Genomic DNA, 21,536 nt, shown 5'->3' with positions numbered 1-21,536 from the left:
CTAGCCCCTCCCCTTTCGAATATAGCCACCTGAAACCGCAACGACATGCCCAGAGAGTTCTAACTCTAAGAGCTGCATCATGACTTCTTGGACAGGTATATTGGTCCTGTTTGCAAGAATATCAACCGGTGTAGCTTCACTTCCTACGTTAGCTAACAGCTGAGGAAATGGCAATTCTTCTTCATCATTTAACGTAGAAAATAAATCGGTACTCTGATTAATAGACCAATCAAGCAAGGACTGTATTTCATCTAAGACATCTTTCGTCTTTTCTACGAGGCAAGCGCCATGACGTATCAACTGGTTTCCACCGCAGGCATTGGGGGCATTGATTGACGCTGGCAGCGCAAATACTTCTCGACCTTGCTCAAGCGCGTAACGAGCTGTAATTAGCGAGCCGCTCTTTTTCGCCGCCTCGACGACCAGTACACCAAGCGATAATCCACTAATAATACGATTACGACGCGGGAAGTTTTCTGGGCGCGGCTTGGCATTAGGCCGAAACTCAGACACCAAAGCCCCATGTTCAATAACACGTTGCGCTAAACCACAATGACGTGCCGGATAAATATTTGCTAAGCCAGATCCTAGCACCGCAATCGTCTTACCACCCGCTTGCAACGCACCATCATGCGCATGGCCATCAATGCCTAAAGCGAGACCACTGGTGACAATAAAATCGTGCTGAACAAACTCTGCAGCGAACTGACGTGCATGCTGTAATCCATCAATACTCGCATTTCGACTGCCAACCATCGCGATTTGTGGCTGAGAAAGACAAGTAGGGTTTCCTTGAACAAAAAGTAGAGGTGGCGGTGCAACGATTTGTTTGAGTTGAGGTGGATAACGCGGGTCAGTCAGTGTCAGGATATGATGGTTTGTAGAAGCCTCAAGCCAGCTTAAACAAGCATCGACTTCTTTATCTGTTGAAGCCCAAGCTTGAATTTGCTTAGTTGTTAACCCAAGTTGTTGTAGCTGTTCAGGAGAGAAGTTTACGATGTTACGTGGCGTGTCTCTTGCCAGTAGCTTATTCATTTTGACGCCGCCAATGCCTGGTAAACAACTCAGTTTTAACCAGGCAGCGAGATCATCGTTATTTCGTCGATTCATCGATGGTTAATTCGTCCGCCAACGGTGACACCACCGAAATATCTTGGTTAATGGGTTTCGTACTGTTAGTGATCAGTGCCAAGCTAAAGTACTCATAAGGACGAATGACCAGCAACTCACCAACTTTGCTTTGAGGCAAAGTGATTTTCTTATCAAGCACGCCAAACTCTTTCTTGAACTCATCGCCGTCTTTGTAAACTGGGTGCGCGTCTTCTTTTAAATCAAACACACTGCCTTGCTTGAGATTGTCTGACGTGCCTTTATCAATCACCACGACTTGGTTAGTTGAACTAAAGCGAATACCTTCGATATTACCTAGCAACTTTGCAGAACTGCCTTGTGGCGACGGCAGCGGATAGAACGTAGTCGTGAAGTCAGTATTCTCAACCGATTGATTTGGCAACGCGATATCGTTACGTAGGATTTCTTGCATTTGCGATGTAAGCTTCAAACCTGAATAATCACTCGAAGCTTCAACGAGCTCGCCTTTGGCAATCAAACGCAGCGCGGTAATCTCTTCGGACACATCGTCACGCGAAAAGGTAGCTACTGGTCGGTAAATAGCCCAACCTGTCGCGGTCTGATTGCCATTGATATACAGCACATCTTCTGCAGTCAGATACTTACTGCCTTTGCTGCTACCCATCACTTTTACTGCTCTGTTCAACGAATCTTTATCTAGCAACCGATCCGATTTGAGGTAAGGCATCACCAAACCTTCCGCGACCGTTGGTACGGCTTTCTTTTCTGTGATGCGAGCTTTCGGGCTCAGCTTCTTAACCGGTTTTAGGCTCAACACGGGCTGACCGTTAATCCACACCAAAGACAGCTTGTCTCCAGGATAAATTAAATGAGGGTTGTCGATTTCCGGGTTTACTTGCCATAAACGAGGCCACAACCACGGGCTATCCAAGTACATGGCCGAAATATCCCATAGCGTATCGCCCTTCACGACTACATACGTTTGTGGCGCATCATCTTTAACTGTCAGTGGGTTCGCATCCACATTTGCTACAGCGTTGAAAGAGAAAAGTAACGGCAACGTAACACTGGCAACGTTGCGGAAAATTCGATTCATGACCCTCGTCCTTGGTCTATTAAGCAGGAACCAGAATGGAAATTGGTGCAAGGATGCTGTCATTTAGGCTATAAAATGTCTAGAATTGAGCCAACAAGGTTTGTGCTGTTTCGGCACAGTTCAATATTTCGAGTGAATATGTCTGTATTACAAGTATTAACATTCCCGGATGATCGCCTGCGCACAGTCGCAAAGCCTGTTGAAGCGGTGACACCTGAGATTCAAAAAATCGTCGATGACATGATTGAAACCATGTACGACGAAGAAGGTATTGGCCTTGCTGCAACGCAGGTTGATATCCACAAACGTATCGTAGTGATTGATATTTCAGAAACTCGCGATGAGCCGATGGTGCTAATCAACCCTGAGATTCTGGAAAAGCGTGGCGAAGATGGCATCGAAGAAGGCTGTCTGTCGGTACCAGGTGCGCGCGCACTTGTGCCTCGCGCTGCAGAAGTTACCGTTAAAGCACTGGATCGTGATGGCAAAGAGTTCACCTTTGAAGCCGACGACCTGCTAGCGATTTGTGTTCAACACGAGCTTGATCACCTACAAGGTAAGCTATTCGTGGATTACCTATCACCACTGAAACGCAAACGCATTCAGGACAAGCTAGCAAAAATCAAACGCTTTAACGAGAAGCAGCAAAACGCTTAATCTCGAACCATACCAATTAGAAGGAAGCCTACCTTGAGTCAGTCTTTACGTATTGTCTTTGCAGGTACTCCGGATTTCGCCGCCCGTCACTTGGCGGCGTTGTTGTCTTCGGAGCATGAAGTCATCGCGGTTTACACAAACCCAGATCGTCCAGCGGGTCGTGGCAAGAAATTGGCTGCGCCACCGGTAAAACAACTGGCGCTGGAACACAACATCCCGGTTTACCAACCTGAAAGCTTTAAGTCCGACGAAGCGAAACAAGAACTTGCCGATCTGAACGCCGATCTCATGGTTGTCGTTGCGTACGGTATGCTGCTGCCACAAGCGGTTCTTGATACCCCTAAACTGGGTTGTATCAACGTACATGGTTCTATCCTACCTCGTTGGCGTGGTGCGGCTCCAATCCAACGCTCTATTTGGGCGGGCGATGCAGAAACTGGCGTAACCATCATGCAGATGGACATCGGTCTCGACACTGGTGATATGCTGAAGATTGCAACTCTGCCAATCGAAGCGACAGATACCAGCGCTTCAATGTACGAAAAATTGGCTGAGCTTGGTCCAGAAGCCCTGATTGACTGCCTAGCAGACATTGCTGCGGGTAAAGCAGTGCCAGTGAAGCAAGACGATGAGCTAGCGAACTATGCGAAAAAGCTCAGCAAAGAAGAAGCACGCATCAACTGGAACGACGATGCGGCGCACATTGAGCGCTGCGTTCGTGCATTTAACCCATGGCCAATGAGCCACTTTGAGGCGGCAGAAAACAGCATCAAAGTATGGCAAAGCCGTGTGGCAGAGCAAACCAGTGACAAGCCAGCCGGCACCATCGTACAAGCAGATAAAACCGGTATTTATGTTGCGACAGGCAACGGCGTACTGGTGCTAGAGCAACTGCAAGTTCCTGGCAAAAAAGCCATGTCAGTTCAGGATATTCTGAATTCGCGTGCGGCTTGGTTTGAAGTGGGCACTCTGCTGGTTTAAGCCATACTAGGGGTTATTATCCCCAATTATACGAACTTTTAGAGGGCAGAGATGCCCTCCTTTACTTTAAGGTACTCATCATGAATGTTCGCGCTGCGGCTGCTAACGTCCTGTATCTTGTCGTCGACAAGGGCCACTCACTTTCAAGCGCTCTTCCAGCGGCTCAACAAACGGTACGACCTCGTGACCACGCTCTGTTACAAGAGATCTGTTACGGTGCGCTACGTTACCTCCCTCGCCTAGAAATGATCGCAAACCAGTTGATGGATAAGCCGCTCAAAGGCAAACAACGTGTATTCCATCACCTAATTCTGGTTGGTATTTACCAACTGAGCTTCATGCGTATTCCTGCGCACGCAGCAGTCGGTGAAACGGTTGAAGGCACTAAAGAGCTGAAAGGTCCTCGTCTGCGTGGTTTGATTAACGCGGTATTGCGTAACTACCAGCGCAACCAAGAAGAACTCGACCAAATGGCCGTCAGCAACAACGCTGGCAAGTACGGTCACCCAAGCTGGTTACTAAAACTGCTGCAAGAGGCCTACCCACAGCAATGGGAAAGCATTGTTGATGCGAACAACCAAAAAGCACCAATGTGGCTGCGTGTGAACCATCAACACCACACTCGTGATGAATACCTTGCGCTGCTCAAAAATGAAAACATTGATAGCACGCCACACACAGAAGCAATGGACGCCATAAAATTGGCCGCACCATGTGACGTGATGAAACTACCTGGCTTTGATAAAGGTTGGGTTTCGGTACAAGATGCGGCAGCGCAGCTTTCGATCAACTACCTAAAACCACAAGACGGCGAACTGATTTTAGATTGCTGTGCTGCGCCAGGTGGCAAGACTGCGCACATTCTAGAGCGCACATCGGGCAGTGAAGTGGTCGCGATTGACTGCGACGACACACGCTTGAAACGTGTGCATGAAAACCTGAAGCGTCTCAACCTTCAGGCAAAAGTGGTTTGCGGTGATGCGCGTAATCCACAAGAATGGTGGCAAGGCGAGCAATTTGATCGCATTTTGCTGGATGCCCCATGTTCTGCGACTGGCGTGATTCGTCGTCACCCAGACATCAAATGGCTACGTCGTGCAGACGACATCGCCGCATTAGCAGAGCTGCAAAGTGAAATTTTTGATGCCATGTGGACGCAACTGAAACCCGGCGGCACAATGGTTTACGCGACTTGTTCAATCACACCGCAAGAAAACGTGGAGCAAGTAAAAGCGTTTTTAGCACGTACCGCGGATGCGCAACTGCTGGATTCTGATCCCGACCAGCCTGGTCGTCAAATTCTACCAGGCGAAGAAGATATGGATGGTTTCTACTACGCAGTGCTAACTAAAACACACGCGTAACAGCATGCTAAATAGGGCGATTGGAGTGATTTCAATCGCCTTTTTCAGATACGAGAAAAGAGTATGAAGATCATTATTCTTGGTGCAGGTCAGGTTGGCGGCACACTGGCAGAAAACCTAGTGGGTGAAAACAACGACATCACCATCGTCGACAATAATGCCGACCGACTGCGTGAATTGCAGGACAAATACGACCTGCGTGTGGTCAATGGCCATGCGAGCCACCCAGACGTGCTGCATGAAGCTGGCGCGCAAGACGCCGATATGCTCGTCGCAGTAACCAACACTGATGAAACCAACATGGCTGCCTGTCAGGTCGCGTTCACTCTATTCAATACCCCAAACCGCGTTGCACGTATTCGCTCTCCAGAATACTTGGCAGAAAAAGAAGCCCTGTTTAAATCTGGCGCCATTCCTGTTGATCACCTTATCGCACCAGAAGAACTCGTTACGAGCTACATCGAACGTCTGATCCAATACCCAGGCGCACTGCAAGTGGTAAGCTTCGCTGAACAGAAAGTCAGCCTAGTCGCAGTAAAAGCCTATTATGGTGGCCCGCTGGTGGGTAACGCGCTGTCTGCTTTGCGTGAGCACATGCCGCACATCGATACCCGTGTGGCGGCGATTTTCCGTCAAGGCCGTCCGATTCGCCCACAAGGTACCACCATTATTGAAGCCGACGATGAAGTGTTCTTCGTTGCAGCAAGTAATCATATTCGCTCAGTGATGAGTGAGCTTCAGCGCCTAGAAAAACCGTACCGCCGCATCATGATTGTTGGAGGGGGTAACATTGGCGCAAGCTTGGCAAAACGCCTAGAGCAAACTTACAGCGTGAAGCTGATTGAGCGTAACTACCAGCGTGCAGAAAAGCTCTCTGAGCAACTAGAAAACACCATCGTGTTCTGCGGTGATGCGGCAGACCAAGAGCTTCTCTCGGAAGAGAACATCGACCAAGTCGACGTCTTCATCGCGCTGACCAACGAAGATGAAACCAACATCATGTCTGCAATGTTGGCAAAACGCATGGGCGCTAAAAAAGTGATGGTGCTGATCCAACGTGGCGCTTATGTAGACCTGGTACAAGGCGGCGTAATTGATGTAGCAATCTCACCTCAGCAAGCCACTATTTCAGCCTTGCTAACGCACGTTCGTCGCGCTGATATCGTAAACGTATCCTCACTTCGCCGCGGCGCTGCGGAAGCGATTGAAGCCGTCGCTCACGGTGATGAAAGTACATCTAAAGTGGTTGGACGTGCGATTGGAGATATAAAGCTTCCACCTGGGACCACCATTGGTGCTATCGTTCGTGGCGAAGAAGTTCTTATTGCCCACGACCGTACGGTCATCGAGCAGGATGACCATGTGGTGATGTTCCTGGTCAACAAAAAATACGTATCAGACGTCGAAGCGCTATTCCAGCCGAGTCCATTCTTCCTCTAGGATTTTCCTATGGTCAACTTACGTCCCGTACTGTTTGTTATCGGGCTGGTTTTATCCAAACTGGCCCTGTTTATGTACGTGCCGACTTTGGTCGCTTTCTTTACCGGTACGGGGGGATTCCTCGATTTCGCCCAAGCCGTTGTGATCACGCACCTTGCCGCCTTCATCTGCCTGACGATCGGTCGCACCGCCAAGTTCAAACTCAGCGTACGCGATATGTTCCTCATCACCAGTTTGGTTTGGACCATCGCGAGTGCGTTCGCCGCCTTGCCATTTGTGTTTATCAACCACATCAGCTTCACCGACGCCTACTTCGAAACGATGTCGGGTATCACCACGACGGGCTCAACGGTGCTCAGTGGCCTAGACAACATGGCACCGAGCATCTTGCTATGGCGCTCTATTTTACAGTGGCTTGGTGGAATTGGTTTTATCGTGATGGCGGTAGCAGTGTTACCTATGCTGAATGTCGGTGGTATGAAGCTATTCCAAACCGAATCATCAGATTGGTCGGATAAAAGTAGTCCAAGAGCGAAAACGGTCGCCAAAAACATCGTAGCGGTTTATTTGATGCTAACGGGCCTATGTATTTTGGGCTACTTGATCACCGGCATGAACCTGTTCGAAGCAATCAACCATGCCTTTACTACGCTATCGACGGGTGGATACTCTACATCTGATGGGTCAATGAACCACTTCTCTAATGGCGCACATTGGGTGGCCACTACCTTTATGTTCTTAGGTGGTTTGCCGTTTTTGCTCTTTATCGCCGCGTTACGTAAACGCCGTATTGATGTGTTGGTTAACGACGCTCAAGTTAGAGGATTTGCGTACCTGTTCGTATTCTCAAGCTTAGTGATTTCAGCTTGGTTAGTGATTCGAGATGGGTACACCATTTTGGATGCCCTGCGAGTGTCGATGTTTAATATTGTCTCTGTCGTCACCACAACTGGCTTTGGCTTAGAAGACTTCACCGCATGGGGCGCATTACCCACCACTCTTTTCGCATTCTTAATGATGGCGGGGGCATGCTCAGGATCAACGTCTGGCGGGATCAAAATCTTCCGCTTCCAAATTGCAATGACGCTGCTAAACAAACAAATGATGAAGTTGATTCACCCTTCAGGGGTGTTTGTACAGCGTTATAACCAGCGACCGGTGAATGATGATATTGTTCGCTCAGTGGTGGCATTTGGCTTGATGTTTTTTATCACCATTATCTTTATCGCGGGTTGTTTAAGTGCTCTTGGCCTCGACCCTGTGACCAGTATTTCTGGCTCAATCACCGCCGTTGCCAATGTTGGCCCTGGTATGGGCAGTGTGATTGGCCCGACAGGCAACTTCGCGCCTCTGCCCGATACTGCCAAATGGCTCTTAAGCTTTGGGATGTTAATGGGCCGCTTGGAAATTCTGACTATTCTTGTACTGTTCTTTCCTGCGTTTTGGCGCCGCTAAGCAGACTCTAATTAAAAGGTATAACAATGAAAACATGGATTACTCTGGCGACCCTACTTGCCGCCTCATCCACATACGCCGCCGAGGTCATCACTTTAGCCGATGGTCGAGAAGTGAAGTTGAACGATGACTTTACCTGGGAATACGTCATGAAAAAACCGGCGCAGCAAGCGACGGAGACACAAACAACAGCAAGCGTAGTTGAAACAATCGCAGCTCCTGCGATTGCGACAATTCCAGTGGTAACGAAAACCGTTGGCACGACCGTGGTGGTAAACGCCAAAAAGCCAACCATGCAGCTATCAGATTCAGGTGTGGATGTATTGATTGGTTCAGCAAGCTATCAAAGCGGTGAGCTTGTTTTACCTACATCAATCACCAACCAAAGCTCTCAATCTGTCATTCAAGTGGAAGTTGAGGTGCAAGTGTTTGATATGTCTGGTCAGCAACTGGCAAAAGAAAACGTAACAGTTTGGCAATCCATCAAGCGCATGGCGGATACCTACCTGCGACCACAGCAAGCGGAACAAGGTAAGAGCATTAAATTGGCTGTACCGCAATCACAGCAATATCAGTTTTCTGCCAAAGTGCTAGAGGTAAAAACTCGCTAATACGTGTTTAATATTCTTTGTTGAGCCTATCGGTTAGATAGGCTCAACAAAGTAATAAATCGCAAAGAAATGGCACACGCAGCCAGCCAAAACAAAGCCGTGCCAAATCGCATGGTTAAAGGGAATGCGCTTCGCGACGTAGAAAATTACCCCTAGTGAATACACAATTCCACCAGCAGCAAGCAGTGTAAGTCCGCCGACATCCAAGTTAATAGCTAATTGATAAATCACAATCAACGATAACCATCCCATCACCAAATACGTCATCAAAGAAAGCTTTTTAAATCGATAGACGAACGCAACTTTCATGATGATGCCGATCAACGCAATGCTCCAAATAACGATCATCAACCCAAATGCTAGAGGTGTTCTTAAGCTGACTAACAAGAAAGGGGTATAGCTGCCTGCTATCAAAAGATAAATAGCACAATGGTCGAAGGTTTTTAGCCAACGTTTCGCTTTGGGATGAGGGATCGCATGATAGAGCGTCGAGGCCAAAAATAGCACGATAATACTCGCACCATAAATCGCCATACTGGTAAGCGTTAAAGTGTCAGCTTGATGGTCTATGGCTTTAACTAACAGCAGTATCAAGCCAACAATACCAAAAATCATCCCTATACCGTGGGTGATGGTATTGGCCAGTTCTTCACGTTGACTGTATTGAGGTTTCTGCAGCTCGGACATCAATGCGCCTATACTAGAGTTTGAAATTTGCTCTAGTATGGCACATTAGGCTTACACGTGTAAGCTTAAATTAAGACTCATGAACGGCAGTAGTTTGATCGAGATAATTGAGGACAAGTTCGCCAACTTGATCTGGCTTAGTCGTGGCAGGGATGGTCAGCTCTCGCTTGAGTTTGCCACTACCCAGTAAGCTCGCGAGCATGCCACCTTGCCCCTTGCGTGTGCGGTCAACTTCAAACCACAACTTGAGCTCTTGCTCACTGCGGTGGGCAACAAATTCTAATTCGCGCCACACGCCGTGGTAAGGTCCGTCGGTTGGCACCAGTTCAAACTCTTGCACAAATGGTAGATCGAATCCTTTCACTTCCTCGCATTCCACCTGGCGAATTCGTAAACCTTGCGCTTCAAATGCAGATAGTACCGCATCCATCAGTGGATCAGGTCGAACGGTGAGGATGTCTTTATCAGTCGGATCCAAAGCAGCAGCAACGTCTAAACCAGTTTCTAACCATACTTTGGCATCACCAATGGTGACAGGCGTGTTCCAAGGCACATCGAGCTTAACATCGAAGGTACGCTCTTCGCCGGAATGGATGGTAAATGCGTAAGGGAGACTCCACTTAGCAAGCACATGAGTTTGAGGTACTCGGCGCATGCTGTGTCCTTCTCGCGCACCACGGTCATCAGGGGCTTCGGCGATGTAGCGGCAACAGAGTTTTAAATCAATGTTGTCGATCGCTTGTTCAGTCGCACCACCATATACATGGATAGACACATCCACACTTTGACCTGGGTATAGCACGTCTTGGTTTAAGATTGAGTCGACCTTCGCGCTCCCAATCCCAAAACTGGCAAGTGTCTTCTTCAAAAATGACATAGGCACCTCCTTCATCGAGATCTCATACTACTACTGCTGATCGAGGGATCAAACAAAAATTGCCTCGAACATCGCGACAAAATGACAAAATCTAAACAATTCAATTGCTCAACTATCGACCAATTATTACAAGGATGCTAATCTTACACTTGATATGCATGCATATCGGTATTCCTGACTCATTAACTGGATTGGCGAGAGCCAGAAGAGTGATTCTTCAATCTTGTTGGAGCCTAGCTCATAATGATTCAGGCCATTACATCGGCAATGGATATGCCTGACAGTTAGGTAAATTAATGCGCCCAACAACAGTCAGGTTCGCACACACTAATACTAGTGCAATGCGCCGCCGCAGTGGCTTTACTACTGCACCAAAGGCAAAGCAAGTTGCGCCAGCAATGACATTGGTTGAGAAGACAGCAATGATGTCGAGTGTTCCGGCCAAAGTTATCAAAGCAGCTTAATCAAAAGCGCGGCGCCAGCTGCGCTTTTTTCTTTGCACGCAACTCATAAAACTTCAAAGACTTAGAACAAACCACGGTGAAAGAGATCGTTTTTCCTATTTGGTCTTAGCAAAGCAATTTGGTACCTTTACTGCTAATTACACCTATAAATTCTGTGGAGAAAGAAATGAAGTGTCATCGCATTGAAGAGCTGCTTGAGCTACTAGAGCCTGAATGGCATAAAGATCAAGAGCTGAACCTCTTGCAGTTCATCGTTAAGCTGGCAAAAGAAGCAGGCTATAAAGGAAAGCTAGAAGATCTGACCGACGATGTACTGATCTACCACCTTAAAATGCGTAATAGCAGCAAAGATGAAATGATCCCTGGACTCAAAAAAGACCAAGAGGACGATTTTAAAACGGCGATCCTACGCGCTCGTGGCATCATCAAATAACTAGCTCAACAGCCAGTATTCTTTAAGCGACTCTCTCTGTGAGTCGCTTTTTATAACCAAAGTTTTTAGTCCCACAATTGGTTATAACTGTTCAGCCAATTATCAGGTTAACTGTACTGATTTTTGTTGTTAAACATTGACTGCGTTAAAGAAACGGAATTGTTATTGATTGTATAATCGCCGTTCATCAGTATTTACTAAAATAATTATGTTCGGTCATCTTTATGACGGAACGAGCAGCAATGTCATCGAGCGACATCAATAGAAATGACGCCGTACATTATAAAAGCCTAAGAAGGATGAGTGCATGAGTCAGGACAAGATCGATATCAAAGATGTGACTCCTAAAACCTATAATCCCAAAACCCATAAAGGAAACGGGGATCGGTTCAACCCAAGTAATCGCATCTATGTACGCGAAAGCAAAGGGACTTACCAGAAACTGCGTCGTTACGGTGGTTGGTTCTTACTACTTCTCTTCGCTTTGATACCGTGGATTCCTTACGGTGAACGTCAAGCGATCTTGCTTGATATTGGCAACCAGCAGTTCAACTTTTTCGGTACCACACTGTACCCACAAGATCTTACCCTACTCGCCTTGCTGTTTGTGATCGCGGCGTTTGGGTTGTTCTTTATTACCACCTTCTTAGGTCGGGTTTGGTGTGGCTATCTCTGCCCACAAACCGTCTGGACCTTCATGTATATCTGGTTTGAAGAGAAGCTCGAAGGTAGTGCCAATAAACGCCGTAAACAAGACTCCAATAAGCTGACGGCGAATTTAGCGATGCGTAAAGCCGTCAAACATATAGCTTGGTTTGCCATTGCACTCGCCACTGGTTTTACTTTTGTTGGCTACTTCGTGCCAATGAAGCAATTGGTTATCGACTTTTTCACCTTTAACGCCAACTTCTGGCCCGTCTTTTGGGTAATGTTCTTTGCCATTTGTACTTATGGTAATGCTGGTTGGATGCGTTCCATCATGTGTATTCACATGTGTCCTTACGCGCGCTTCCAGTCTGCCATGTTTGATAAAGACACCTTCATCGTTGGCTACGATGCAAAACGTGGGGAAAAACGTGGCCCACGTCCGCGCAAAGCCGATCCAAAGCAACTTGGTTTGGGTGATTGTATTGATTGTGACTTGTGTGTGCAGGTGTGCCCAACAGGTATCGATATTCGTGACGGCTTGCAGTATGAATGTATCAACTGTGGCGCCTGTATTGATGCGTGTGACAACACCATGGATCGCATGGGCTACGAGAAGGGCCTAATTAGTTACACCACCGAGCACCGCTTATCGGGTAAGAGTACCAAAGTCATGCGTCCGAAGCTGCTGGGCTATGGAGCTGTGCTACTGGTCATGGTCGGTCTTTTCTTTGCCCAAATTGCAGCGGTAGACCCAGCCGGTATGAGTGTTATTCGCGACCGTAACCAACTGTTCCGCGTTAATAGCTCGGGCGAAGTAGAAAACACCTACACCCTCAAGGTGATCAACAAAACTCAGCAAGTGCAAGAGTACTCGTTGGATGTTGAAGGGCTATCCGATGTAAGCTGGTATGGTAAGCAGACAATTCAGGTCCAGCCAGGTGAGGTATTGAACCTGCCAATGAGTCTTGGTGCCGATCCTGACAAGCTAAACTCTGCGATTACGACAATTCAGTTTATACTCACCGATAAGAGCAACGAATTCACCATTGAAGTGGAAAGCCGATTTATCAAGAAGCTATAACTTCGATGACTAATGGAAAAAGGCTCAGTAATGAGCCTTTTTGTTTATATGTCCCAAAGTATGTTTAACTTTGACGCCCTTACCCCAGACTTTATGTGGTACGCGTTAGAAAGCATCGGCGTTCGCGCAGAATCAGGCTTTCTTCCCCTCAATAGCTACGAAAACCGTGTTTATCAATTTACTGACGAAGAGCGTCGTCGTTATGTCGTCAAGTTTTACCGTCCTGAACGTTGGAGCAATGAACAGATCCAAGAGGAGCACGACTTTACTTTAGAGCTGATTGGCAATGAGATCCCCGTCGCACCACCTGTGCGCATCAACGGTGAAACCCTGCATCACTATCAAGGCTATGCTTTTGCGCTGTTTGATAGTGTGGGTGGTCGCCAATACGAGGTTGACAATTTAGATCAGCTCGAAGGTGTAGGGCGTTTCCTTGGCCGAATCCATAAAGTCGGCAGCCGCCAAGCCTTCCAACATCGTCCTACTATTGGCTTACAAGAATACCTGTATCAACCAAGAGAGATTCTGCAAAACGCCAATATGATTCCAATGCACTTGGAGAACAGCTTCTTCAATGACTTGGATATGCTGATCAAATCAATTGAAAGCCACTGGCAAGAAGGCTTCAATATGATTCGTTTGCATGGCGATTGCCACCCAGGCAATATTTTGTGGCGAGATGGCCCTATGTTTGTTGATTTGGATGACGCTCGTAACGGCCCTGCAGTACAAGACTTATGGATGCTACTGAACGGTGAACGCCAAGACAAACTGATGCAGTTGGATATTGTTTTAGAGGCTTACCAAGAGTTTTGCGATTTTAATCCTGCAGAATTGAAACTAATCGAGCCACTTCGCGGTCTACGAATGGTGCACTATATGGCATGGCTAGCAAAACGTTGGCATGACCCTGCATTTCCTCTCGCTTTTCCATGGTTTAATGAGCCAAAATACTGGGAAGGTCAGGTCCTTGCATTTAAAGAGCAGATCGCCGCTTTAGAAGAAGCACCGCTGTCTTTAATGCCTCAATGGTAAGTCAGGCCAAAAATTCAAAAATGGAGATATTTCGATGAAAAAACTGTTCGCACTGTTTTCTATGCTGATGTTAAGCCTGTCGGCACATGCAGCGCAATTCAAAGAAGGTGAACATTACAAAGTATTGGATCTTGAGGCATCAAAAAAACCTCTTGTGACGGAGTTTTTCTCTTTCTACTGCCCGCACTGTAATAGCTTTGAACCGGTTATCCAGCAACTGAAAAAGCAGTTGCCAGAAGGTACTAAGCTATTAAAAAACCACGTTTCTTTCATGGGTGGCAACATGGGCCCATCAATGAGCAAAGCCTACGCAACGATGGTTGCATTAAAAGTGGAAGACAAAATGGTGCCAGTGATGTTTAACCGCATCCACAATCTAAAGAAGGCGCCACGTAATGATGAAGAACTTCGTCAAATCTTCCTTGATGAAGGTGTAGACGCGAAAAAATTCGATTCTGCATTCAAAGGCTTCGCGGTTGATTCAATGGTTCGCCGTATGGACAAGCAATTTGAAAACAGCGGTCTAACCGGCGTTCCTGCGGTTATCGTTAACAACAAATACCTAGTTCAAGCACAAAGCATCAAAACGATGGATGAGTACTTCTCTCTGGTGAACTACTTGCTGACACTAAAATAAGCACATCGATATCAATCAAAAGGGGAACACGTCGCTCCCCTTTTGTTTATTTGTAAATCTCTTGTAGCAACCGATCTTTTTCTTGCCACACATCCCCCAACCATTGCTGAAATTGTCGCTTATAGGGCTTATCGTTGAAGTAATCACCAAGCACTCTTTCATCAACGGGTAACACATTTACACGCACAACCACCTTGCTCATGCGGCCCATCAATAAATCCTTGAACGGTTTATGCGTATTTTCTGGGTACGCCAACGTAACGTCGATAATGCTCTCGAACTGCTCCCCCATCGCCGCTAACGTGTACGCAATCCCGCCCGACTTTGGTTGCAGCAAATATTGATAGTTTGCTTTACTCTTACGCTGCTTTTCTTCGGTAAATCGGGTTCCTTCGACATAGTTAACCACTGTGGTTGGAGTGTGTTTGAATTTAGCGCACGAGCGACGTGTCGTCTCTAAATCTTGACCTCGCTTATGAGGATTGCGGATCAGATACTCTCGCGAATAGCGACGCATAAATGGCATATCGAGCGCCCAACACGCCATCCCGATGAAAGGCACATACAGCAGTTGTTGCTTGAGGAAAAACTTCGGCATGGGAATACGGTCTTTAAACACGCAGCAAAGCACAACAATATCTGTCCAACTGAGATGATTACTGATCAGCAGATACCACCCGTCTTTTTTAAGCGCTTCACCGCCCTGAACATCCCACTCAACACGGTTAGATACCGCCAGAATGCACGCATTAACGGTAGCCCATAACCACATCACCTTATTGGCACAAGCGGTCGCTATCGCTTTTAGCTTTACGCCAGGAAGCAATATTTTAAATACAGCGATAACACAAATTGCGAGTGAACAAACCGCAGAATTGAGAATCACAAAAGAAGCGTTAAAAAAAAATAACAAATATGCCAACATGATAGTCAAACAACAGTGATAATGTGTGAAGAATAAAACAGCGTGTAATTATACTGCGCCTTTGCCACATTGGAACATGCGTGGGAATGGTCAGATTTGTTACCGCAACCAATATGTGCACCACTCATTCGACAACAAGGAGATAACGAATGAAACCAAGGCTACTTCTCTTGCCTTTGGCCTTTGTCGTCAGTTCTGCTCAGGCTCAACTCGCTGAAACCGCAGGTTTTGGCGGTGAAATTTCGCTGAATGCCGGATTCATATCATCAGAATCCAATTTCAATACAGAAAATAGTAACACCATCGATTCTCTCGATAAGCGTGCCGATAGTGACAGTTCCGTTATCGCTGCACCGCTAGGGAGTGTGACATACACCTTTGGTAGCCGACTCAACCACCAAGTTTACGCCGGTACCACACGCTCAGATGTCGCGGTAGGTACACTCGCTTTTCAGTTGGGCTATCAACACGAGCTACAATCTGGCACCGTGCTCGATGTTTCCTATCTGCCGACGGTACTCAAAGGCGAAACTTGGCGCAACCCTTATCAAGTAGGAACCGCACGTAAAGAGACGGATGTTGACGGCAATGCGTATCGCTTTCAGATCAAAGGGTTGATTGATAAGAACTTCAACCTTGATCTTGCTTATGCTGATAAAGACATCGAGCAGGAGGAAGTGACAGACCGCTCACTTGCTCGCGATGCTAACCTTTACTATGTCAAAGGCGACTATCGCATTCCACTCAACCAAACATCTATGTTGCAACCCGCTTTCACCTACATCAATCAAGATGCCGACGGTAAGGCGGAGTCATTTGATTCGTACGGATTTGACATTAGCTGGTTTAAATTTATCAACCGTCATCGATTGGCCCTCACCGCGGGTTATGCATGGAAAGACTATCAAGCAGCTAGCCAAACTTTTGCTAAAACACGAAATGACGACACCATCAGCCTATTTGCGGCCTACGAATATCAAAACATATTTGACTGGCAAGACTGGTCGTTCATTTCTTTAGCCGGCTATAGCCAAACTGACTCGAATATCACGTTTTATGAGGAGAAAGAGTACCTATTGTCGCTTGGTCTCAACTACACCTTCTAACGTCCTTCATCGCAACAAGGTGCTTACAACACTTGTTGCGATGACACTTTGCTGTCTATACCGCTTGCGCCGTAAGCTGTTTCAGCAAACGGTCCATCGCTCGATACCCAAGCGCCTCGGCCAAGTGCGTTCGTTCAATTTGCTCCGCCCCATCCAGATCGGCGATTGTTCGCGCCACTTTGATAATACGATGATATGCACGAATCGAGAGCCCTAAACGATGCAAAGCGGTTTCAAGAAACTCAGCATCACTCTTATGCAAGGGACAAAACGCCTCAATTTCTCGACTACCTAGCAGTGCATTGACCTTACCACTGCGGTTTAGCATATTGTTACGCGCATGGCTCACACGCGCTTTTACGATAGCAGTCGGCTCACCGCGATCACCACCTTCTGCTAATGTCCCTTTGGGCAAAGCTGGGATTTCTAAAGACATATCAAAGCGATCTAACAGTGGTCCAGATAATCGACCAAGGTAGCGCAAAATAGCTTGTGGATTGGTGCGCGCTTGATTGCCTTCGTAATATCCTGTCGGGCTTGGGTTCAAGGCTCCGACTAATTGGAAACGAGCCGGAAAGCGTGTTTTACCTTGCGCTCGAGAGATAATGATCTCTCCAGATTCGAGCGGTTCGCGTAACGAGTCCAGAACTTTACGATCAAATTCGGGCATTTCATCGAGAAACAATAACCCGTTGTGGGCTAAAGAGATCTCCCCTGGTCTGGGTACCGAACCACCGCCGACTAATGCCGCCATTGAACTTGAATGATGCGGAGAACGAAACGGACGCGACTTCCAGTTATGCTCATTAATTTCACTCTGAGTCAACGATGCCACCGAAGCGGTTTCCATTGCTTCTTCGTCACTCATTTCCGGTAATAAGTCACACAAACGCGAAGCCAACATCGTTTTTCCAGTACCTGGCGGGCCAAGGAAAAGTAAGTTGTGGTTTCCAGCGGCAGCAATCTCCAGTGCTCGCTTACCTTGTTGTTGGCCAATAATATCTTGTAAGTCTCGACCATGTTTTTCGATCGTTTTTCGCTTAGGCGTTTGAAAAAGATTCAGTCGATGTTGACCACAAAGCTCGGCACATACTTCCAGTAATGATTGGGCCGATTTATGTTGTTCCTTCCCCACCAGCGCCGCCTGATCGCCATTCACATGTGGGACGACCAAATGACGTTGAATCTTACTGGCTTCCAGCGCAGCAGGCAGCACACCTTTTACAGGTCTCAGACCACCAGATAACGCTAACTCACCAACAAATTCGTAGTTTTTGAGCTTATCTGTCGCGATTTGCTCCGAAGCGGCCAAAATTCCCAATGCAATAGGAAGATCAAAACGCCCTCCCTCCTTGGGTAGATCTGCCGGAGCCAAGTTCACGGTGATCCGCTTAGCAGGAAATTGCAAGTTAGAATTAATGATCGCACTGCGTACGCGATCTTTGGACTCTTTTACCGTTGTCTCTGGCAAGCCTACTAAGGTAAACCCTGGCATGCCGTTGCTGATATGAACTTCTACACTAACCGATGGCGCTTGCACCCCGACGCTTGCTCGACTATGAATGATTGCCAGCCCCATACGTTCCTCAATTTTTTTGAACACTCTGTAAACAAATGTTTTATCTAGTTGGTTATGTTATATACCGCGTCCCAATTGAGAGTTAATGTGAAAAAAGAATGACTTTTTGCTTGTCATGCAGCGGAATTGTGTGATACCACTAATGACGCAAACAATTTCGTAGAACATTACACAACATTTTTTAACGAAAAAAGAACGACAGACAGATGAACCTTTTCGCTCATATCAACGCACTGCTAGCCCTGATTATCGTGGTCATTATTGGCACCGCGCGGGGTATTGTGGGCGAAAGGTAACCACAAATTACAAAAAACCCCCGCACTGAAAAGTCCGGGGGTTTTTTTACAACTACAAGTTGTCATCTGTCTAACCCTCGGACAGTTTAACGGGAAGAATGGGAGTGCACATGAAGTGCAATAAATATGGCAATCGCTACGAGCCACAACGTAGCAAAGGAGGTTTACGATGACTGGTGCACAACTTGTCGTAGCCGCTTTAAGACAGCAAGGCATCGAAACCGTTTTTGGCTACCCCGGCGGGGCCATCATGCCAATCTATGATGCTTTGTATGACGGTGGGGTGGAACACATCCTATGCCGTCACGAGCAAGGGGCCGCTATGGCAGCTATCGGGATGGCTCGTTCCACTCAAGACGTTGCTGTGTGCATGGCAACTTCTGGCCCAGGAGCCACTAACCTTGTTACCGGCCTTGCCGACGCTTTCCTTGACTCCGTACCTCTAGTTGCCATCACAGGCCAGGTTGCTAGCTCTCATATCGGTACCGATGCATTCCAAGAAATGGATGTGATCGGAATGTCCCTAGCCTGTACTAAGCACAGCTATCTCGTGACCGAAATTGAAGATCTAGCTCCGACACTTGCCGAAGCCTTTGAGGTCGCAAAAACCGGTCGTCCGGGTCCTGTCATTGTCGATATCGCCAAAGACGTTCAACTCGCTCAAGCACCTACAGACCTTCTTCCTCCATACATAGCACCAGCAATCGAAGATGTCAGCGCTGAAGATATCAAACGTGCGCAAGATGTGCTGGCAGCATCTACTCGCCCAGTGTTGTATGTTGGTGGTGGCGTGCAACTTGCGAAAGCAACCGATGCAGTACGCGAATTTCTTCGCTTAAACCCAATGCCTGCAGTTAGCACATTAAAAGGCCTCGGTACCATTGAACGCCATGATCCTCACTATCTTGGTATGTTGGGTATGCACGGCACCAAAGCCGCCAACCTAGTGGTTCAAGAAGCTGATCTATTGATCGTGGTTGGCGCGCGTTTTGATGACCGTGTGACGGGTAAGCTCGATACGTTTGCACCAAATGCGAAAGTGATTCACATCGACATTGATGCTGCGGAGATTCATAAACTGCGCCACGCCAACGCACCATTACGTGGCGACATCAACACCATTCTTCCTCAGCTAGAGCTGACTCAAGATATCTCACCGTGGGTTCATCACAGTGAAAGTCTGCGCAGCGGCTTTAAGTGGCGTTACGACCACCCAGGCGAGTTAATCTACGCACCGCTATTGCTTAAACAACTGTCTGACATGATGCCAGATAGCTCAATTGTCTCGACCGACGTCGGTCAGCATCAGATGTGGGCAGCGCAACATATCCAGCCACGCGAACCACAAAATTTTATCACTTCTGCTGGCCTTGGCACCATGGGCTTTGGCTTGCCAGCAGCGATGGGCGCTGCAGTCGCACGTCCTGATGATCAGTCTATCCTTATTACAGGTGACGGTTCATTTATGATGAACGTTCAGGAATTGGGCACGCTGAAGCGTCGGCAGATTCCAGTGAAGATTGTCCTTCTTAATAACCAACGTCTTGGCATGGTTCGCCAATGGCAGTCATTGTTCTTTGACGGTCGCCACAGTGAAACCATTCTTGATGACAACCCAGATTTCGTGATGTTAGCAAAAGCGTTCGATATCCCGGGCAAAACCATCACCAAGAAAGAAGAAGTCGAACCTGCTCTCAAAGAGATGCTAGCGAGTGAAACTTCTTACATGCTTCACGTTTTGATTGATGAAGAAGAAAACGTGTGGCCATTGGTGCCACCTGGCGCATCAAACAGTGATATGTTGGAAAATACATAGGAGACAATCGCATGGACAGATATTTACTCGACATCAAAGCCGATGACAAACCGGTACTGTTGGAGCGCGTTCTACGTGTGATTCGTCACCGAGGCTTCGTGATCAAACAAGTCGCTGCTACGCAAAACCACGAAAGCAAAGTAGCCAGCGTCGAGATCATCGTCGACAGCGATCGACCAATCTCGTTTTTGATCAATCAAATAGAGAAGTTGTGGGACGTTCGTAAGGTTGAGGTGCTAAAAATCCGCAACGATGAACTGCCAAATCACAACTTACAACAACACGTAAGTGCATAAGGAAGGCAACAAATGGCAACGAAAACTGCAGATTTCATTTGGTTTAATGGTGAGATGGTTCCATGGGCAGAGGCGAACGTTCACGTTCTGACTCACGCAATGCACTATGGTACATCCGTGTTTGAAGGCGTGCGCTGTTACAACACACCAAAAGGCCCAATTGTCTTCCGTCACCGTGAGCATGCACAACGTCTAAAAGATTCTGCCAAGATTTACCGCTTTCCGATCCCTTTCTCTGTAGAAGAAATCATGGAAGCGACCCGCGAAACGCTGCGCCAAAACAAACTCGACAGCGCTTACATTCGTCCATTGGGTTTTGTCGGTAATGTTGGCTTAGGCGTATGTCCACCAGTTGGCACTGAGATGGATCTAATCATTGCAGCATTTCCTTGGGGCTCTTACTTAGGCGAAGAAGCGCTAGAAAAAGGTGTCGACGCGATGATTTCAAGCTGGAACCGCGCTGCGCCAAACACCATCCCAACTGCGGCTAAAGCAGGCGGTAACTACCTATCTTCACTACTGGTTGGTGGTGAAGCCCGTCGTCACGGTTACGACGAAGGTATTGCGCTAAGCGTAGATGGTTACCTATCGGAAGGGGCTGGTGAAAACATCTTCGTTATCAAAGATGGCGTAATCACCACACCACCAGCAACTAGCGCGATTCTACCGGGCATCACTCGTGACTCGATCATGACAATTGCACGCGATAAAGGCTACGAAGTACGTGAAGCGAACATTGCTCGTGAAGCCCTTTACCTTGCCGATGAAGTCTTCATGACAGGTACTGCGGCTGAGATTGTACCAGTGGCAACCATCGACAAGATTGAAGTGGGCACTGGTAAGCGCGGCCCTATCACTAAAGAACTACAAGCAGCCTACTTTGGCCTATTTGACGGCACCACGGAAGATAAGTGGGGCTGGTTAGACTATGTGTACCCAGAACAGAAGTAAGAAGGATTA

General features: G+C 47.4%; 21 protein-coding genes. 15 read left to right on the top strand and 6 right to left on the bottom strand.

The window, feature by feature from the left end:
• Together dprA and R7Q09_RS20995 are read right to left on the bottom strand one after the other, a co-directional pair.
• Window positions 1–1,110 (bottom strand): DNA-processing protein DprA, encoded by a 1,110-nt coding sequence (gene dprA, locus R7Q09_RS21000; RefSeq protein WP_318071153.1) that lies wholly within the window; start codon window positions 1,108–1,110, stop codon window positions 1–3.
• Window positions 1,094–2,188: a LysM peptidoglycan-binding domain-containing protein gene (locus R7Q09_RS20995; RefSeq protein WP_318071152.1), complete on the bottom strand. Its 1,095-nt coding sequence runs from the start codon at window positions 2,186–2,188 to the stop codon at window positions 1,094–1,096. Before R7Q09_RS20995 ends, dprA begins: the two co-directional genes overlap by 17 nt.
• A gap of 138 nt (window positions 2,189–2,326) precedes the next feature.
• Between R7Q09_RS20995 and def the strand changes: the two genes are divergently transcribed.
• The 6 genes from def (at window position 2,327) to R7Q09_RS20965 (ending at window position 8,696) form a co-directional block, all read left to right on the top strand.
• Window positions 2,327–2,845 carry a peptide deformylase gene (def, locus tag R7Q09_RS20990; RefSeq protein ID WP_005379068.1) on the top strand — a complete coding sequence of 173 codons (519 nt, stop codon included), beginning with the start codon at window positions 2,327–2,329 and terminating at the stop codon, window positions 2,843–2,845.
• 33 nt (window positions 2,846–2,878) lie between these two features.
• On the top strand, window positions 2,879–3,826 hold the full coding sequence (gene fmt, locus R7Q09_RS20985) for a methionyl-tRNA formyltransferase (protein WP_005461453.1): 948 nt from the start codon (window positions 2,879–2,881) through the stop codon (window positions 3,824–3,826).
• An 80-nt stretch (window positions 3,827–3,906) separates the two neighbouring features.
• Complete coding sequence (rsmB, locus tag R7Q09_RS20980; RefSeq protein ID WP_005386654.1) at window positions 3,907–5,190, top strand: 16S rRNA (cytosine(967)-C(5))-methyltransferase RsmB; 1,284 nt, start codon at window positions 3,907–3,909, stop codon at window positions 5,188–5,190.
• Between the two features lie 63 nt (window positions 5,191–5,253).
• Window positions 5,254–6,630, top strand: coding sequence for a Trk system potassium transporter TrkA (gene trkA / locus R7Q09_RS20975; protein WP_005379062.1), 1,377 nt, complete (start codon window positions 5,254–5,256; stop codon window positions 6,628–6,630).
• 9 nt (window positions 6,631–6,639) lie between these two features.
• A complete protein-coding gene (locus R7Q09_RS20970) occupies window positions 6,640–8,085 on the top strand; it encodes a TrkH family potassium uptake protein (protein ID WP_017821575.1) in 1,446 nt (481 codons plus the stop codon).
• Between the two features lie 26 nt (window positions 8,086–8,111).
• A complete protein-coding gene (locus tag R7Q09_RS20965) occupies window positions 8,112–8,696 on the top strand; it encodes a DUF3157 family protein (protein WP_054575337.1) in 585 nt (194 codons plus the stop codon).
• 33 nt (window positions 8,697–8,729) lie between these two features.
• Here R7Q09_RS20965 and trhA read toward each other — a convergent pair whose 3' ends face one another.
• The gene (gene trhA / locus R7Q09_RS20960) at window positions 8,730–9,383 is read right to left on the bottom strand and encodes a PAQR family membrane homeostasis protein TrhA (RefSeq protein ID WP_005379047.1); all 654 of its coding nucleotides are present in this window, start codon (window positions 9,381–9,383) and stop codon (window positions 8,730–8,732) included.
• Window positions 9,384–9,453: 70 nt separating this feature from the next.
• The gene (locus R7Q09_RS20955; protein ID WP_005379045.1) at window positions 9,454–10,260 is read right to left on the bottom strand and encodes a sporulation protein; all 807 of its coding nucleotides are present in this window, start codon (window positions 10,258–10,260) and stop codon (window positions 9,454–9,456) included.
• A gap of 296 nt (window positions 10,261–10,556) precedes the next feature.
• Between R7Q09_RS20955 and R7Q09_RS20950 the strand changes: the two genes are divergently transcribed.
• The 5 genes from R7Q09_RS20950 to R7Q09_RS20930 all read left to right on the top strand — a co-directional run bounded on the left by R7Q09_RS20950 (window position 10,557) and on the right by R7Q09_RS20930 (window position 14,558).
• Window positions 10,557–10,724 (top strand): hypothetical protein, encoded by a 168-nt coding sequence (locus R7Q09_RS20950; RefSeq protein WP_005379043.1) that lies wholly within the window; start codon window positions 10,557–10,559, stop codon window positions 10,722–10,724.
• 166 nt (window positions 10,725–10,890) lie between these two features.
• Window positions 10,891–11,157, top strand: a complete 267-nt coding sequence (locus R7Q09_RS20945; protein WP_005379040.1) for a YihD family protein — start codon at window positions 10,891–10,893, stop codon at window positions 11,155–11,157.
• A 307-nt stretch (window positions 11,158–11,464) separates the two neighbouring features.
• Window positions 11,465–12,886, top strand: coding sequence for a cytochrome c oxidase accessory protein CcoG (gene ccoG / locus R7Q09_RS20940; RefSeq protein ID WP_005379038.1), 1,422 nt, complete (start codon window positions 11,465–11,467; stop codon window positions 12,884–12,886).
• A 48-nt stretch (window positions 12,887–12,934) separates the two neighbouring features.
• Complete coding sequence (locus R7Q09_RS20935; protein WP_005379037.1) at window positions 12,935–13,921, top strand: serine/threonine protein kinase; 987 nt, start codon at window positions 12,935–12,937, stop codon at window positions 13,919–13,921.
• Between the two features lie 34 nt (window positions 13,922–13,955).
• Complete coding sequence (locus R7Q09_RS20930) at window positions 13,956–14,558, top strand: thiol:disulfide interchange protein DsbA/DsbL (RefSeq protein WP_005379036.1); 603 nt, start codon at window positions 13,956–13,958, stop codon at window positions 14,556–14,558.
• Window positions 14,559–14,604: 46 nt separating this feature from the next.
• Here the strand turns inward: R7Q09_RS20930 and R7Q09_RS20925 are convergent, their stop codons facing one another.
• Window positions 14,605–15,483, bottom strand: coding sequence for an acyltransferase (locus R7Q09_RS20925; RefSeq protein WP_005379035.1), 879 nt, complete (start codon window positions 15,481–15,483; stop codon window positions 14,605–14,607).
• Between the two features lie 149 nt (window positions 15,484–15,632).
• Between R7Q09_RS20925 and R7Q09_RS20920 the strand changes: the two genes are divergently transcribed.
• Window positions 15,633–16,589, top strand: coding sequence for a DUF2860 domain-containing protein (locus R7Q09_RS20920; protein ID WP_318071150.1), 957 nt, complete (start codon window positions 15,633–15,635; stop codon window positions 16,587–16,589).
• 55 nt (window positions 16,590–16,644) lie between these two features.
• Here the strand turns inward: R7Q09_RS20920 and R7Q09_RS20915 are convergent, their stop codons facing one another.
• Window positions 16,645–18,168, bottom strand: coding sequence for a YifB family Mg chelatase-like AAA ATPase (locus R7Q09_RS20915; protein WP_318071149.1), 1,524 nt, complete (start codon window positions 18,166–18,168; stop codon window positions 16,645–16,647).
• Window positions 18,169–18,633: 465 nt separating this feature from the next.
• On the opposite strand from R7Q09_RS20915, the gene ilvG reads away from it, so the two are divergent.
• From ilvG to ilvE, 3 genes are read left to right on the top strand one after another with little or no spacing between them, the layout of a single operon-like run.
• Window positions 18,634–20,280 carry an acetolactate synthase 2 catalytic subunit gene (ilvG, locus tag R7Q09_RS20910; RefSeq protein WP_005378960.1) on the top strand — a complete coding sequence of 549 codons (1,647 nt, stop codon included), beginning with the start codon at window positions 18,634–18,636 and terminating at the stop codon, window positions 20,278–20,280.
• 11 nt (window positions 20,281–20,291) lie between these two features.
• Window positions 20,292–20,576, top strand: a complete 285-nt coding sequence (gene ilvM / locus R7Q09_RS20905) for an acetolactate synthase 2 small subunit (RefSeq protein WP_005378958.1) — start codon at window positions 20,292–20,294, stop codon at window positions 20,574–20,576.
• 12 nt (window positions 20,577–20,588) lie between these two features.
• On the top strand, window positions 20,589–21,527 hold the full coding sequence (ilvE, locus tag R7Q09_RS20900; protein WP_005378953.1) for a branched-chain-amino-acid transaminase: 939 nt from the start codon (window positions 20,589–20,591) through the stop codon (window positions 21,525–21,527).
• Window positions 21,528–21,536 lie beyond the last annotated feature (9 nt).

It is taken from the genome of Vibrio sp. 2130-1 (genome assembly GCF_033339515.1).
Note: the sequence above shows the minus strand (reverse complement) of the source record. Positions and strands in the feature narration are given on the sequence as shown.